The 13,939-nt window shown below is 69.0% G+C and carries 14 protein-coding genes; 5 read left to right on the top strand and 9 right to left on the bottom strand.

The genetic code is table 11. From position 1 onward, the window contains the following. Positions 1–4: 4 nt before the first annotated feature. Entirely contained in the window at positions 5–1,696 is a 1,692-nt protein-coding gene (locus tag METFAM1_RS0112590; protein WP_019915653.1) for a thiamine pyrophosphate-binding protein, read from the bottom strand. Beyond that, positions 1,680–3,518, bottom strand: a complete 1,839-nt coding sequence (locus METFAM1_RS0112585; protein WP_024300677.1) for a non-ribosomal peptide synthetase — start codon at positions 3,516–3,518, stop codon at positions 1,680–1,682. Before METFAM1_RS0112585 ends, METFAM1_RS0112590 begins: the two co-directional genes overlap by 17 nt. Before the next feature lie 237 nt (positions 3,519–3,755). Between METFAM1_RS0112585 and METFAM1_RS0112580 the strand changes: the two genes are divergently transcribed. Then, a complete protein-coding gene (locus METFAM1_RS0112580) occupies positions 3,756–5,636 on the top strand; it encodes a B12-binding domain-containing radical SAM protein (protein ID WP_019915651.1) in 1,881 nt (626 codons plus the stop codon). Positions 5,637–5,749: 113 nt separating this feature from the next. Beyond that, positions 5,750–6,448 (top strand): AbiV family abortive infection protein, encoded by a 699-nt coding sequence (locus METFAM1_RS0112575; protein ID WP_019915650.1) that lies wholly within the window; start codon positions 5,750–5,752, stop codon positions 6,446–6,448. 6 nt (positions 6,449–6,454) lie between these two features. Here the strand turns inward: METFAM1_RS0112575 and ruvB are convergent, their stop codons facing one another. Genes ruvB through METFAM1_RS0112560 form a run of 3 tightly spaced genes read right to left on the bottom strand, consistent with a single transcriptional unit; the run spans position 6,455 to position 8,859 of the window. Further along, positions 6,455–7,522: a Holliday junction branch migration DNA helicase RuvB gene (gene ruvB, locus METFAM1_RS0112570; RefSeq protein WP_019915649.1), complete on the bottom strand. Its 1,068-nt coding sequence runs from the start codon at positions 7,520–7,522 to the stop codon at positions 6,455–6,457. A gap of 4 nt (positions 7,523–7,526) precedes the next feature. Next, the gene (locus METFAM1_RS0112565) at positions 7,527–8,216 is read right to left on the bottom strand and encodes a pseudouridine synthase (protein WP_019915648.1); all 690 of its coding nucleotides are present in this window, start codon (positions 8,214–8,216) and stop codon (positions 7,527–7,529) included. A 1-nt stretch (position 8,217) separates the two neighbouring features. After that, positions 8,218–8,859 (bottom strand): MBL fold metallo-hydrolase, encoded by a 642-nt coding sequence (locus tag METFAM1_RS0112560; protein WP_019915647.1) that lies wholly within the window; start codon positions 8,857–8,859, stop codon positions 8,218–8,220. Positions 8,860–8,999: 140 nt separating this feature from the next. On the opposite strand from METFAM1_RS0112560, the gene METFAM1_RS0112555 reads away from it, so the two are divergent. Beyond that, a complete protein-coding gene (locus METFAM1_RS0112555; RefSeq protein WP_019915646.1) occupies positions 9,000–9,704 on the top strand; it encodes a glutathione binding-like protein in 705 nt (234 codons plus the stop codon). A 61-nt stretch (positions 9,705–9,765) separates the two neighbouring features. Further along, complete coding sequence (locus tag METFAM1_RS0112550) at positions 9,766–9,972, top strand: hypothetical protein (protein WP_019915645.1); 207 nt, start codon at positions 9,766–9,768, stop codon at positions 9,970–9,972. A gap of 165 nt (positions 9,973–10,137) precedes the next feature. On the opposite strand, the gene METFAM1_RS0112545 is transcribed toward METFAM1_RS0112550, so the two are convergent. From METFAM1_RS0112545 to METFAM1_RS0112530, 4 genes are all read right to left on the bottom strand, one after another. Next, positions 10,138–10,512 carry a YchJ family protein gene (locus METFAM1_RS0112545; protein ID WP_019915644.1) on the bottom strand — a complete coding sequence of 125 codons (375 nt, stop codon included), beginning with the start codon at positions 10,510–10,512 and terminating at the stop codon, positions 10,138–10,140. After that, entirely contained in the window at positions 10,512–10,952 is a 441-nt protein-coding gene (locus METFAM1_RS0112540; protein ID WP_019915641.1) for an outer membrane lipoprotein, read from the bottom strand. Before METFAM1_RS0112540 ends, METFAM1_RS0112545 begins: the two co-directional genes overlap by 1 nt. A gap of 113 nt (positions 10,953–11,065) precedes the next feature. Next, positions 11,066–12,004, bottom strand: coding sequence for a carbohydrate kinase family protein (locus tag METFAM1_RS0112535; protein WP_019915640.1), 939 nt, complete (start codon positions 12,002–12,004; stop codon positions 11,066–11,068). A 64-nt stretch (positions 12,005–12,068) separates the two neighbouring features. Beyond that, positions 12,069–13,304 (bottom strand): glycosyltransferase family 4 protein, encoded by a 1,236-nt coding sequence (locus tag METFAM1_RS0112530; RefSeq protein ID WP_019915636.1) that lies wholly within the window; start codon positions 13,302–13,304, stop codon positions 12,069–12,071. 142 nt (positions 13,305–13,446) lie between these two features. On the opposite strand from METFAM1_RS0112530, the gene METFAM1_RS0112525 reads away from it, so the two are divergent. Next, positions 13,447–13,938 carry a TlpA family protein disulfide reductase gene (locus METFAM1_RS0112525; protein WP_019915633.1) on the top strand — a complete coding sequence of 164 codons (492 nt, stop codon included), beginning with the start codon at positions 13,447–13,449 and terminating at the stop codon, positions 13,936–13,938. The last annotated feature ends 1 nt before the right edge of the window (position 13,939 follow it).

The following is a 13,939-nucleotide window of genomic DNA, read 5'->3' as shown; positions in this document are numbered from 1 at the left end:
CCGATCAGCTTGCCAGCGGATCGACCTGTAGTTGTATGAATGCCGGTCCGGCACTGTCCAGCGCCCGCGCGAGTGCCGCCGGCAGCGTCGCCGGACCGTCCGCCTGCTCGATGCGCACGCCGAGCTGCTGTGCCATCAGGTCGTAGCGCAGACCTTCGCGGTAGGCCAGCAGCCGTTCGCCGTGGCCGGCCGGAAAGGCCTTGCGCTGACGACGCTCGCCCGACGGACCGTCGTTGTTCATCAGGATGACGACGAGGCGCAGACCGTGCCGCACCGCGGTTTCGAGTTCGAAGAAATTGAGCCCCAGTGCCATGTCGCCGGTGACCAGCACGACCGGCCGGCCATTGCCCGCACGCGCGGCGGCGATGGCGAACGGCAGGCCGCTGCCCATGCAGCCGCTGGTGCCCGGCGTCAGTCGCGACAGCGGTTGGCGGGCGACGATGTGTTTCTGCGCCGCCAGCAAGGTCACGTTGCCGTCGAGCACGGTGATCACGTCGACGGGCAGCGCCGCGGCGAGCGCGGCGGCGACCTCGTCCGGTGTCGGCCGGTCGGTGGCCGCGGCCGGCGGTGCTGCGACGAAGCCGCGGGTGCTTTCCGGCGCTGGTGCAGCAAGGGGCCGGCGCTGCCGGATCCGGTCGAGCAGGGCCGGCAGCAGCGTACCGGCTCGACCGTGCAACGTCAGCGCGCGCTGCGGGCCTTCGGCGAAAGCCGCCGCGTTGCAGTCGATCTGCACGATGGGGGTGCCGGGCTGGATCTCGGCGCCGTAGCGGAAAGTCCAGTTCAGTCGGGCGCCGACCAGCAGCACGCAGTCGGCGGCGGCCAGCGCGCGACCCTGATCGGCGGTGCGCGACAGCGGGTGATCGTCCGGCAGCAGGCCGCGGCCCATCGGCGAGGCGACGAAGGGCAGTTGCAGATGATCGACCAGCGCGCGCAGCGGGCGGTAGGCGTCGTCCCAGCGCACGCCTTTGCCGAACACCAGCAATGGTGCGCGCGCGGCGAGCAGCAGATCGGCGGCGCGATCGAGGGCAGCGGTGTCCAGCGGCATATCGGCGGGTAGTGCGCCGATGTCGACAGGCGCCGGGACGGCGAAGCCGCTCAGGCTGTCCTCCGGCAGGTCGACATGGACGGCGCCCGGTCGTCCGTCGCAGGCGACGCGGGCGGCGGCGGCGAGCGTGCGACCGATGTCGGCGGTAGTGCGCGCGCACAGACAGTCCTTGGCCAGCGGACGCATCGCGTGCATGCCGTCCAGTTCGGTGAAGGCGCCCATGCCGGCGGCGGCCTGTTCGACCGCTCCGGCGAGCAGCAGCACCGGCCAGCCATTGTCCTGCGCCACCTGCACGCCGGTCATCGCATTGGTCACCGCGACGCCGCTCGACACCATGGCCGCTGCGGCGAGGCGACCGGCGAGGTAGTTGTGGGCGGCGGCCATCATCACCGTCGCCTGCTGGTGACGGGCGACGGTGATGGTCAGGCCGGCACGGGTGCAGGCGCCTATCGTCTCGTCGATCGGCAGGCCGGGCATTGCGTACAGATGGGTGATGCCGAGTGCGGCCAGCGCCTGTGCGACCGCGTCGTGACCGCGCACGCGGCGCGCCCGCAGCGCGTCGCGCACGGCGTCGCGATGTGCCGGCGCGAGCGCGGCCAGGCGGCCGAGTACCGCGGCGGTCCGGCGATTCCGGTCAGACGGGGCGCGCATCCTGTTCGTCGCTGGCTGCGGGCAGTGGCGCCAGTTCATCGAGGATGCGTTCGATCTCGGCAATCACGGACGGGTCTAGTGTCTGCCGCACCGCGTCGGCGAGTGTCGCCACCGTCGGATGGCGGAACAGCAGCGCGGTCGGCAGTTCGACCGGCAGCACCGACACGATGCGGGCGGTCACCCGCGTGGCCTTCAGCGAATCGCCGCCGAGCGCGAAGAAGTTGTCGTGCACGCCGATTTCGCCGCCCAGCACCTCCTGCCAGGACTGGACGATGATGTCTTCGACCACGTCGCGTGGCGCAACGAAGTCCGGCGTGCGCAGCGCCTGCAGCTTGTCCGCCAGACCGATGCGCTGCACCTTGCCGGTCGGCCCCTTCGGAATCTCGGTCAGCAGCAGCACCTCGCTCGGCACCTTGAAGTCGGCCAGTCGGCCGAACAGGAATGCGCGCAGCGCCTCCGGCCCGATGGCGCTGCCGGGTCGCGGCACGACGGCGGCGGCGACGTCTTCGCCCAGCGTCGGGTGCGGCACGGCGAAGGCGACCGCCTGCGCGACGTCGGGGTGGGTCAGCAGCGCTTCGTCGATTTCGCGTGGCGTGATCTTCTCGCCACCGCGGTTGATCATTTCCTTCAGTCGTCCGGTGATGTGCAGATAGCCGTCGGCGTCGAGGTAGCCCTCGTCGCCGGTGCGGAACCAGCCCGCGGTGAAGGCGCTGCGGTTGGCCTCCGGATGGGCGTGGTAGGCACGCATCACGTTGGCGCCGCGGATGGCGATCTCGCCGCGCGCGCCGGCGGCCAGCGGCGCACCGGCGGCGTCGATGACGGCGATTTCCGGGCCGGCTGGCAGGCCGACCGAACCGGGCTTGCGCACGGCCGGTGGCAGCGGATTGCTGGCCATCTGGTGCGCCGCCTCGGTCATGCCGTAGGCCTCGATCACCGGACAGCCGAAGTGCGCTTCGAGTGCGGCCAGCGTGGGCGGCGCCAGCGCGGCCGACGACGAGCGCACGAAGCGCAGCGGGCGTTGCGGCCGGCGACCGTCGGCGGCAGCGAGCACGGCCTGGTGCATGGTTGGCACCGCCGAATACCAGGTGGCGCCGCAGGCATCGAGCCAGTCGAAGAAGTCGGGCAGGCGCAGTGCCGGTGCGCATACGGTGCGGCCGCCGGCGGCCAGCGGCGCCAGCAGGCCGGCGACCAGGCCGTGGATGTGGAACAGCGGCATCGCGTTCAGTGCGCAGTCGTCAGCGCCGAGTTGCAGCGCGGCGACGATGTGGGCCATCGACGCGGCGAGGTTGGCGTGGCTCAGCGGAACCTGCTTCGGACGCGAGGTGGTGCCCGAGGTGTGCAGCACCAGCGCGATGTCGTCGGCCGCCGGTGTCGGCGGCAGCGGCGCGTCGCCGGTCGCCCACAGCGCTTCGCCCGCCTCGATCACCGGCAGACCGCGCTGCGCCGCGATCTCGCGCGCCAGCGCCGGGCTGTCGCCGGTGACGACCAGCGCACGTGCCGCGAGGTCGTCGAGGTAAAAGGCCAGTTCGGCCGGCCCGTACTGCGGATTGAGTGGTGCGCAGGCGGCGACGCGCATTGTGCCCAGCACCGCCAGCGCCATGTCGATGCCATTGGGCGCGAGCACCGCCACCCGGTCGGTCGGCGTGATGGCGAGCGCGCGGAGCCGCTGCGCCAGCAGGCGGGTGCGTCGGGCGAGCTCGGCGCGCGACAGGCTCCTGCCGTCGCTGCGCATCAGCGCCGCGCGGTCACCGGCATCGGCCGCCAGTGCCTCGATCAGCACTGCGACGGACGGCGGTCCAGCTTCGGTGGGTGATTCGGGCATCGTGGCCTCTCTCCTCGGTACGGCGTCGACGGACCTTCGCGCTCGTATCGCCGTGATGGTAGGGGTGTGCAGCGAATTGCCGAGTAAATATTTGGGAACCCGGCGTGGTCACCGATGCCGCGAGCGGTCAGTCGTGAGGTATTGCGCGGATCGGCGCGCCTTCGGGTACGCTGCGCGGCTTGTCGCACCGCCGTATCCACCATGAGCGCGCCCGCTTCCTCGACCCCGTCGCCCCGTGTGCTGTCCGTCATTCCGCCGATGACGCAGCTGAACACGCCCTATCCGTCCACCGCCTATCTGACCGGTTTCCTGCGCTCGCGCGGCGTCGATGCGGTGCAGGAGGATCTGGCGCTGACGCTGGTGCTGGACCTGCTGTCGCGCGAGGGTCTGGTGGCGCTGCGCGAGGCCTGCGACGCGCTGCCGCAGAAGAAGCGCCCGCGCGCCGCCGCCAGTTTCGCGGCGCAGCATGCGCGCTACGCGGCGACCATGGCGCCGGTGCTCGCTTTCCTGCAGGGGCGCGATCCGACGCTGGCGCACCGCATCGTGTCGCGCGGCTTTCTGCCCGAAGGGCCGCGCTTCGAATCGCTGGAGGCCTACATCGACCCGGACGGCGGCGATCCGCTGGCCTGGGCCTTCGGCGCACTGGGCGTGCAAGACCGTGCGCGCCATTTCGCGACGCTCTACCTGAACGACGTCGCCGATGCGATACGCGAAGCCGTCGACCCGCGCTTCGAATTCGTCCGCTACGCCGAATCGCTGGCGCAGAGCCAGCCCAGCTTCGACCCGCTGGCGCAGGCGCTGGCCGCTCCGCCCACGCTGGTCGATCGCGCGCTCGACCGGCTGACGCACGAAGCGCTGGCGCGCCACACGCCGCGCGTGGTGCTGCTGTCGGTGCCTTTCCCTGGCGCGGTGTATGCGGCCTTCCGCATCGCGCAGACGATACGGGCGGTCGATCCGTCCATCGTCACCGTGCTGGGCGGCGGTTTCGTGAACACCGAACTGCGCGAGCTGGCCGAGCCGCGCGTGTTCGACTTCTTCGATTACGTCACGCTGGACGCCGGCGAGCGGCCACTGCTGGCGCTGCTCGACCTCCTCGCCGGCGGCCGTTCCCGACAGCGACTGGTGCGCACCTTCCTGCGTGAGGACGGTGTGGTGAAGTACGTGAACTTCGTCGAGCCGGACATTCCGTTCGACGAGGTCGGCACGCCGACCTGGGCCGGCCTGCCGCTGGACCGCTACCTGTCGCTGCTCGACATGCTCAATCCGATGCACCGGCTGTGGTCGGACGGGCGCTGGAACAAGCTCACCGTGGCGCACGGCTGTTACTGGAAGAAGTGCAGCTTCTGCGACGTGAGCCTGGACTACATTTCGCGCTACGACGCGGCGAGCGCGGCCACGCTGGTCGATCGCGTCGAAGCCATCGTCGCCGAGACCGGGCAGAGCGGCTTCCATCTGGTCGACGAGGCGGCGCCGCCGAAATCGCTGCGCGCCTTCGCCGCCGAACTGAAGCGGCGCGACGTGAGCATTTCGTGGTGGGGCAATATCCGCTTCGAAAAGTCGTTCACGCCGGAGCTGTGCCTGGAACTGGCCGACAGCGGCTGCATCGCCATTTCCGGCGGGCTGGAGGTCGCCAGCGACCGGCTGCTGCAGCTGATGAAGAAGGGCGTGTCGGTCGAGCAGGTGGCGCGTGTCACGCGCGGCTTCGCCGACGCCGGCATCCTGGTGCACGCCTATCTGATGTACGGCTTCCCGACACAGACCGTGCAGGACACGGTCGACGCACTGGAATACGTGCGTCAGCTGTTCGAGCACGGCTGCATCCAGAGCGGCTTCTTCCATCGCTTCGCCTGTACCGTGCATTCACCGGTCGGCATGAACCCGGAGGACTACGGCGTGACGCTGCTGCCTCTGCCGCCGGTCACTTTCGCGAAGAACGACGTCGGCTTCATCGACCCGGTCGGCACCGACCACGACGCGATGGGCGCGGCGCTGAACAAGGCGCTGTACAACTACATGCACGGCATCGGTCTGGACGAGGACGTGCGCGCGTGGTTCGGCGGCCGTGTGCCGAAGACCCGCGTGCCGCGCCATTTCATCGAGCGCGCGCTGGCCGGCTGACCCCGTCCGCACAGACACGCCGGCATCTGGACGCGTTACGGCGTGCTGGGTATGCTGATTCACGACTGCCGGCCACGAGCCGGTCCGTCCATCTGCGTAACCGGAGCAAAGCCGTGTCGTCCGCATCCTTCGCCACCATCCCCCTCAGTTCCCGCCTGCTGCGCACCATCCGTGACGTGGCTATCGACAACGCCCGCCAGCTGCTGCACGAAGCGCCGCTGCTGCTGCGTCACCATCACCACGCGCGTGCCGCGCTGCTGGCCCGGGTGGCCATCGAGGAAGTGGGGCGCGCGGTACAGGCTTTCGACGCGTTGGGCCGCAACGTGACCGACGAGGCGGTGGCGATGCGGGTGAAGCTCAACTTCGAGGACTACTCGAAACGCCTCAATGCCGCGGTGTTTCCGCTGCTGCTCGAAGAGCCGCAGCGGCGCGACGAGGTGATGGCGCAGATCGACGACCTGATCGAAGCCGGCCAGAACCCGCGCGATCCGGCGCTCTACACCGGCGTCGATTCCTTGACCGGCCGCGTCACCACGCCCAATGGTTCGATCGGCCCGGCGGCCGCGTCGCGGCGCGTTGCGCTGGCGAAAGAAATTTTCGCGCGCGGAGAGATGCTGGTGCTGTTCACGCCGCCCAAGCTGCGCACCCGCGCCGAGGACCGCGCGTTCGCGCTGCGGCCGGGCGAACTGATCGCCGCCCGCCAGGGCGTCGAGGCGTGGGAGGTCTATATCGAGAATATCCGCGCCGGCGACGCACGCTTCGATTCCGCGCTCGACGAGATGCGCCGACGCGCGACCGACGGCGACCGCTGAGCGGCGTCAGCCCTCCGGACGTTCGTCCCACAGCGAGGCGATGGCCGGCCCCGGCGCATTGAAACCGAGGTGGCGATAGATGGCTGCGGTGGCGATGCGACCACGCGGCGTGCGCTGCAGATAGCCCTGCTGGATCAGGTAGGGTTCGAGCACGTCCTCGATGGTGTCGCGCGATTCGCCGATCGCGGCGGCGAGGTTGTCGACGCCGACCGGGCCGCCGTCGAACTTGTCGATCACCGCTTCGAGCAGCTTGCGGTCCATCAGGTCGAGGCCGACGCTGTCCACGTCCAGCATGATCAGTGCGGCGTCGGCCACTTCGCGCGTGATCTCGCCGTTCGCCTTCACCTGCGCGTAGTCGCGGCAGCGGCGCAGCAGCCGGTTGGCGATGCGCGGCGTGCCGCGCGAGCGGCGGGCGATTTCGAGGCTGCCGGCGTCGTCGATCACACAGTCGAGCAGGCGCGCCGAGCGGCGCACGATGAGCGCCAGTTCGTCGGCCGAATAGAATTCCAGCCGGGCGACGATGCCGAAGCGGTCGCGCAGCGGGTTGGTGAGCATGCCGGCGCGCGTGGTGGCGCCGACCAGCGTGAAGGGCGGCAGGTCGAGCTTGATCGAGCGCGCGGCCGGGCCTTCGCCGATCATGATGTCGATCTGGAAATCCTCCAGCGCCGGGTAGAGGATTTCCTCCACCACCGGGCTCAGGCGATGGATTTCGTCGATGAACAGGACGTCGTTCGGTTCGAGGTTGCTCAGTATCGCCGCCAGGTCGCCGGCGCGCTCCAGCACCGGGCCCGAGGTCTGGCGCAGATTGACGCCCATCTCCGCGGCGACGATGTGCGCCAGCGTCGTCTTGCCCAGACCCGGCGGGCCGAACAGCAGCACGTGGTCCAGCGGCTCGCTGCGACCGCGCGCGGCGGCGACGAAGATGTCGAGCTGGTCGCGTATCTTCTGCTGGCCGATGTATTCGTCCAGCCGCTTCGGCCGCAGCGCGCGCTCCAGCGCGTCTTCCTGCGGGCTGGCGGGTGCTGCCGACACGATGCGTGGGCCGCTGGGCAGGGAATCGGTCTGGATGGCCATGCGCTCACACCTCCGACGGATCGATCCAGCGCCACTCGCCGGGCGCCAGATCGGCCGGCAGTTCGAGCTTGCCGACCGCAACCCGGTGCAGCGCCTCGCAGCGGTTGCCGGCGGCAGCCACCATGCGTTTGACTTGGTGGTACTTGCCTTCGCCTATCGTGATCGACAGGTGGTTCGCGTCGATCTGGTCGACCGCGTGCGCGGCCACCGATACGCCGGGCGCGTCGTTCAGTTCGACGCCACCGCGCAGCGCGGCGAGCTGGGCGTCGTCGACGGGGTGCTTGGTGGTCGCCACATAGCGCTTCAGCACGCCGTGCTTGGGCGAGGTGAGCTTGTGGATGAACTGGCCGTCGTCGGTCAGCAGCAAGAGGCCGGTGGTGTCCTCGTCCAGCCGTCCGACGCACTGCACCGCGCGCACCACCAGCGGTGACGGCAGCAGCGTGAACACCGCCGGGTGGTGCTTGGGCTTCTGCGAGCACTCATAGCCGGCCGGCTTGTGCAGCATCACGTAGGCCTTCTCGTGATAGCGCCAGGGCTGACCGTTCACGGTGAATTCCAGACCTTCGGGGTCGAGTTCGACGAAGGGGTCGTCGATCATTTCACCGCCGACGGTGACGCGTTCGAGGCGCACCAGCGCGCGGCATTCGCGGCGGGTGCCGAAGCCCTGGCTCTGCAGGATGCGTTCGAGTTGCATATCAGTGGTTTCCGCCCACGTAGGGGTTGTATTTGCGTTCTTCGCCGAAGGTGGACATCGGGCCGTGGCCGGGGATGAAGCGGATGTCGTCACCAAGCGGGAACAGCTTTTCGCGGATGGAACGGATCAGGTCGGCGTGGTTGCCGCGCGGAAAGTCGGTGCGGCCGATCGAGCCGGCGAACAGCACGTCGCCGACCTGGGCAAGACGGCCGGCGCGGTCGACGAACACCACGTGACCCGGCGTGTGGCCGGGGCAATGCACCACGTCCAGCGTTACCTTGCCCACCGTCACGGTGTCGCCGTCTGCCAGCCAGCGGGTCGGCACGAAGGGGCGGCAGGGCGGAAAGCCGAACATCTGCGCCTGCACCGGGAAGCCGTCTATCCAGAACCTGTCGTCCGGATGCGGGCCTTCGATCGGCAGACCGAACTGCTCCGCCAGGTCCTGCGTCGCGCCGGCGTGATCCAGGTGGCCGTGGGTGATCAGGATCTTTTCCAGCGTGATGCCGTGCCGCTTCACCTCGGCCAGCACGCGCTCTAGATCGCCGCCCGGGTCGACGACGGCGCCCTTCATCGTTTCGTCGCACCACAGCAGGGTGCAGTTCTGGGCGAACGGGGTGACCGGGATGATGGCGTGCTGGAGCATGGGCGAGGCAGTTGCGAGAAAGCGACATTGTACGTGGCGGCGGTGCGCCATCCGACACGGCGGCTTACAGCTCGGGCAGACAGAAACCGCGGCGGCAGGGTAGGCTGGACGCGACGGCATTCATTCCGAGGCAGCGCATCGTGATCGATCTTCATTTCTGGCCGACCCCGAACGGTTACAAGGTATTGATGTTCCTCGAAGAAGCGAACATCGAACACCGCATCGTGCCGGTCAATATCGGCGCCGGCGAGCAGTTCCGGCCCGAATTCCTCGCCATCTCGCCGAATAACCGGATGCCGGCCATCGTCGACCACGCGCCGGCCGACGGCGGCGCGCCGCTGTCGGTGTTCGAGTCCGGCGCCATCCTGATCTATCTCGCGGAAAAGACGGGAAAATTCATGCCGGCCGATCTGCGTGCCCGGGTTCAGGTGCTCGAATGGCTGTTCTGGCAGGTCGGCGGCCTCGGGCCGATGGCCGGGCAGAACCACCATTTCGTCCAGTACGCGCCGGAAGCGATCGCCTATGCGATCAAGCGCTACGTCGACGAAACCGGCCGTCTGTACGGCGTGTTGAACAAGCACCTGGCGAACCGCGCCTTCATCGCCGGCGACGACTACACGATTGCCGACATGGCGAGCTACCCGTGGGTGGTGCCGCACAAGCGCCAGCAGATGGATCTGGACGATTTCCCGCACCTGAAGCGCTGGTTCGAATCGATACGTGCCCGCACCGCCACCGTGCGCGCCTACGAGCGCGGCGCCCAGGTCAGCGACAAGCCGGTCGTGGACGAGCAGTCGCGCAAGCTGCTGTTCGGCCAGAACGCCGATACGGTGGCGAAGCAATGAGGCTGTGCTAGGCTGCAAAAGCCGTTCTTACCCTCGTCAGTGTTCCTTCGGGAGAAAGACAATGAGCACCGAAAAGCTGATCCACGACGCCGCCGACCAGTGCGACTGGGACCCCGACATGGTGGTCAGCGTCCTCGCCGATTTCATCGACGAGTTCTGTGACCCGGACGATTTCAAGGCCTTCCTAGAAGCCCGCGTCGCCGAAGAGGCCGACGACGAGTACGAGGAAGACGAAGAGGACGAAGTCGCGAACGACGACGACTACTGAGTCGTTTCCGAAGGGCTTCGGTGCAAGACCTTGTGGGAGTGCTCGTCCCGCGACGGCGCCCGTCATCATCTGCGGTGCCCGTTTATCCGCACTGACGCGGTCAGAGGACCGTCCCGCTGCCGGCAGCGGGGCCTCTGAAACCGAATCTCCGGCCGTCAGTCGCGCTCAGCGCGCGAAATCCCCATCGACGTAGTACCAGCGGCCGTCTTCCCGCACGAAACGGCTGTTCTCGTGCAGGCGATGTGCCCGTCCGCCCAGCTTGCTGCGGGCGACGAATTCGACCGTGCCGTGATCGGCGTCCTGCAGTGCGCTGCGCTTCACCTCCAGCCCGAGCCATTTCAGGCCCGGCTCAGGCGGCGGCAGCGCGGGCGGACGCGTCGTCGGGTGCCAGGTCGCCAGCAGGTAGTCGCGCAGATCGAGCACGAAGGCGCTGTAGCGGGAGCGCATCAGCGCTTCCGGCGTCGGCGCCGCTTCGCCGGCATGGAAGCGCGCGCAGCAGGCGTCTGCATCGCGGCCGCTGCCGCACATGCAGACGGACATCAGTAGCGGCTGACGCGCGTGTTGCCGCTGGAGCCGACCAGTTTCACGCGGTCGCCGGGATTGAACTTCTCGTCGCCTTCCTGCACCACGGCGATCACGTTGCCGCTGTCCAGACGTATCGTGATTTCCTGACCGGAACGGCGGGTCGCGCCTTCCTCGATCAATGCACCGGCGACACCGCCGACCACCGCGCCGGCGATGGCGCCTGCGGTCGAACCGCGTCCGCCGGCCAGACCGCCGATGGCGGCACCGCTGGCGGTACCGACGTGCGACTTGGTCCCTTCGATGGTGACCGCGCGCACGGCTTCGACCGTGCCCATGCGCACAGACATTTCGCGCCGCGCCTGATCGCGCGAATAGGTGTCACCGGACAGGCTGGACTGGCAGCCGGCCAGCACCAGGCCGGCCATCATCAGCGCGGCAAGCGCCAAGCGATTCATTTCATCTCTCCGTCGGATCATTGCCGGCACGATGCCGGCAAACCGTTCCATTTAACGCGCCGGCAATGAACCGGCGGTGCTGCAATCGTGAGCAGTTGTTTCCGTGCTCTCGTTCAGAAATCGAGCGCGCTGCCATAGGTGGCGCGGAAGCGGCGCTCGATCTCGGTACGCGTCGGCGCGTGGTTCTGACCGCCGCGGCTGGCGATCTTGATCGCACCCATCACCGACGCCAGGCGGGCCGACGATACGACATCGGCGCCGCGCGACAGGCCGTACAGCAGGCCGCCGCGATAGGCGTCGCCGCAGCCGGTCGGATCGAGCAACTCGTCGGCTGGCACGCAGGCCACTTCGGTCACCGAGCTGCCGTGATACACGCGTGAACCTTCCCCGCCGCGGGTGACGATCAGCGCGTCGACGCGCTCGGCGATCTGCGCTTCGCTGAGGCCGGTGCGGTCGCACAGCATGCGCGCCTCGTAATCATTGACCGTGCACCAGGTCGCCAGTTCGAGGAAGTGCAGCAGGTCGTCGCCGTTGAACATCGGCATGCCCTGACCCGGATCGAACACGAAGGGGATGCCGGCGTCGGCGAACTGCTGCGCGTGCGTCAGCATGCCGTCGCGGCCGTCGGGGGCGACGATGCCCAGTTTCACGCCCTGTGCGTCGCCGACCCGGTTCTCGTGCGAAAAGCTCATCGCACCCGGATGGAAGGCGGTGATCTGGTTGTCGTCGAGGTCGGTGGTGATGAAGCACTGCGCGGTGAAGGCGTCATCGACGCGGCGCACGTGGGTGACCGGGATGCCGAGCGCGGCGAAGCGCTCGAAATAGGGGCCGGCGTCCTGACCGACGGTGGCCATCATCAGCGGTTCGCCGCCCAGCAGCTTCAGGTTGTAGGCGATGTTGCCGGCGCAGCCGCCGAACTCGCGCCGCATGTCCGGCACCAGGAAGGACACGTTCAGGATGTGGATCTGGTCCGGCAGGATGTGGTGCTTGAAGCGGTCCGGAAAGACCATGATGTTGTCGTAGGCGATGGAGCCGCAGATGAGGACGGACATGGAGGGCGTGCCGGTAGCGGGAAAACCGCGAGTATACGGCGCCCGGAGCGGCACCGGCAGGCCTTCAGAAGGCGTCGTCGCGTGCCCGGCGCAGGGTTTCGGCGCTGCTGACGGCGTTGCGCAGCCGGCGGGCGAAGGTTTCCGCCACGCTGTTCCAGTCCAGCTGCTCGACGCTGCGTCGCGCGCCGGTCGCCATCGCCGTGCGCAGGCCGTCGTCGCGGCCGGCGCGCAGGGTTTGTTCGATGAAGGCCGCTTCGTCCGCCGGCGGCGCCAGCAGGCCGTTGCGGCCCGGTTCTATCAGTTCGGCGGCGGCCGCCTGGGCGTAGCTCACCACCGGCAGTCCGCTGGCCAGCGCCTCGGTCAGCACGTTGCCGAAGGTTTCGGTCAGGCTGCCGAACAGGAACAGATCGGCGCTGGCGTAGTGCGTGGCCAGGTCCTCGCCGCTGCGCATGCCGGCAAACAGGTGGTGCGGATACTGCTGCGCCAGCGTTTCGCGCGCCGGGCCGTCGCCGACCCACAACATGCGCGCATCCGGCCGCTCGCGGCGCAGCGCCTCGAAAGCGCGGGCGACCAGATCGAGGTTCTTTTCCGGTGCAAGGCGGCTGACGAAGGCCACCACCAGATCGTCCGGCGCGGCGCCCCAGGCGGCGCGCAGTGCCTGGCTGCGGCGTGCCGGCGAGAACAGCGCGGTATCGACGCCGCGCGACACGACTTCGATGTTGCGGTAGCCGCAGTCAGTCAGCTGCGCCTGCAGCGCCTGCGTCGGCACGAAGGTGGCGTGCCCGAGGTTGTGGAAGCGGCGCAGGTAGGCGGCGATCGGCCGTTTCAGCCAGCGGATGCCGTAGTGCGCGCTGTAGGCGTCGAAATTGGTGCGGAAGTCGCTGGTCACCGGCAGCTTGAGCTTGCGCGCCGCCGCCATCGCCGACCAGCCGAGCGGGCCTTCAGTGACCAGGTGCACGAGGTCGGGTCGCTCCAGCGTCCATAGCCGGGCCAGCTTCTGCTTGGCCGGCAGACCGACGCGCAGGCTGCCGTATTTCGGGATCGGCACGCCGCGTGCCAGCACCTCGCGCAGCGGGCCGTCGCGCAGTGGCGCGTCGGTCGCGTGCTGCTTCGGCCGGATCAGCTGCACCCGATGCCCGCGCGCGAGCAAGCCGTCCACCATGCGTTTCAGGCTCATCGCCACGCCATTGACCTCGGGCGGCCAGGTCTCGGTCACGACGGCAATGCGCAATGCCTCGTCCGCCGCCTGCAGGCGTTCGACGGTGAAGGCGATGTCGGTGCGGGGATCGTCGCGACGCATGTGGACAGTGTCATCGCCGCCCAATGCAGGCTGGTGACGGGGTGGTGACAGGGGCGTGACAGCAGGGACTGCGGTGCCCAGCGGGTGAAATGCGCGCTGGCTGCCACTACACTGCGCGCTTCGACACACCCTTCGTGCGCACATGTTCCCGTCCGTTCTGCGTGCCGGTCGCCTGGTCGCCTGCCTGCTGGCGCTGTGCTCGGCGCCGTTCTGTGCGGCCGCCTTGACGCCGGTCGAGCCGGCGGCGCTGCCTCAGGGCGGCGACGCGAACCTTGCGGCACGGCTCGCGTCTTACGCCGGTCGTCCGGTGCTGGTGAATTTCTGGGCGTCGTGGTGCGAACCCTGTCGCGAGGAAATGCCGGCGCTGCAGGCGCTCGCCGACCGCGGAGTCGCAGTGCTGACCATCGCCGTCGCCGACCGCGACGCCGATGCGCGCCGTTTCCTCGATCAGGCCGGTGTCGCGCTGCCGCTGCTGTTCGACCGCGAGCAGCGCATCAGCAAGGCTTGGGGCGCGCGCCTGCTGCCCTACACCGTGGTGCTCGACAGCCGGCATCGCGTGGTGGCGCGGGCGCAGGGTGTGGTCGACTGGAACGCATCGGCGGTGCGCGAACAGCTGCAGCGCCTGATGCGCTGAT

Origin of the sequence: Methyloversatilis discipulorum, assembly GCF_000527135.1 — a bacterium.
Lineage (GTDB): Bacteria > Pseudomonadota > Gammaproteobacteria > Burkholderiales > Rhodocyclaceae > Methyloversatilis > Methyloversatilis discipulorum.
This window is presented reverse-complemented; position numbering and strand designations above follow the sequence as displayed.

Bases quoted from the DNA above. Each gene is read 5' to 3' on its own strand.
- METFAM1_RS0112590 (WP_019915653.1), bottom strand. From the start codon at position 1,696: ATGCGCGCCCCGTCTGACCGGAATCGCCGGACCGCCGCGGTACTCGGC.
- METFAM1_RS0112585 (WP_024300677.1), bottom strand. From the start codon at position 3,518: ATGCCCGAATCACCCACCGAAGCTGGACCGCCGTCCGTCGCAGTGCTG.
- ruvB (WP_019915649.1), bottom strand. From the start codon at position 7,522: ATGGCCATCCAGACCGATTCCCTGCCCAGCGGCCCACGCATCGTGTCG.
- METFAM1_RS0112565 (WP_019915648.1), bottom strand. From the start codon at position 8,216: ATGCAACTCGAACGCATCCTGCAGAGCCAGGGCTTCGGCACCCGCCGC.
- METFAM1_RS0112560 (WP_019915647.1), bottom strand. From the start codon at position 8,859: ATGCTCCAGCACGCCATCATCCCGGTCACCCCGTTCGCCCAGAACTGC.
- METFAM1_RS0112550 (WP_019915645.1), top strand. From the start codon at position 9,766: ATGAGCACCGAAAAGCTGATCCACGACGCCGCCGACCAGTGCGACTGG.
- METFAM1_RS0112545 (WP_019915644.1), bottom strand. From the start codon at position 10,512: ATGTCCGTCTGCATGTGCGGCAGCGGCCGCGATGCAGACGCCTGCTGC.
- METFAM1_RS0112540 (WP_019915641.1), bottom strand. From the start codon at position 10,952: ATGAATCGCTTGGCGCTTGCCGCGCTGATGATGGCCGGCCTGGTGCTG.
- METFAM1_RS0112535 (WP_019915640.1), bottom strand. From the start codon at position 12,004: ATGTCCGTCCTCATCTGCGGCTCCATCGCCTACGACAACATCATGGTC.
- METFAM1_RS0112530 (WP_019915636.1), bottom strand. From the start codon at position 13,304: ATGCGTCGCGACGATCCCCGCACCGACATCGCCTTCACCGTCGAACGC.
- METFAM1_RS0112525 (WP_019915633.1), top strand. From the start codon at position 13,447: ATGTTCCCGTCCGTTCTGCGTGCCGGTCGCCTGGTCGCCTGCCTGCTG.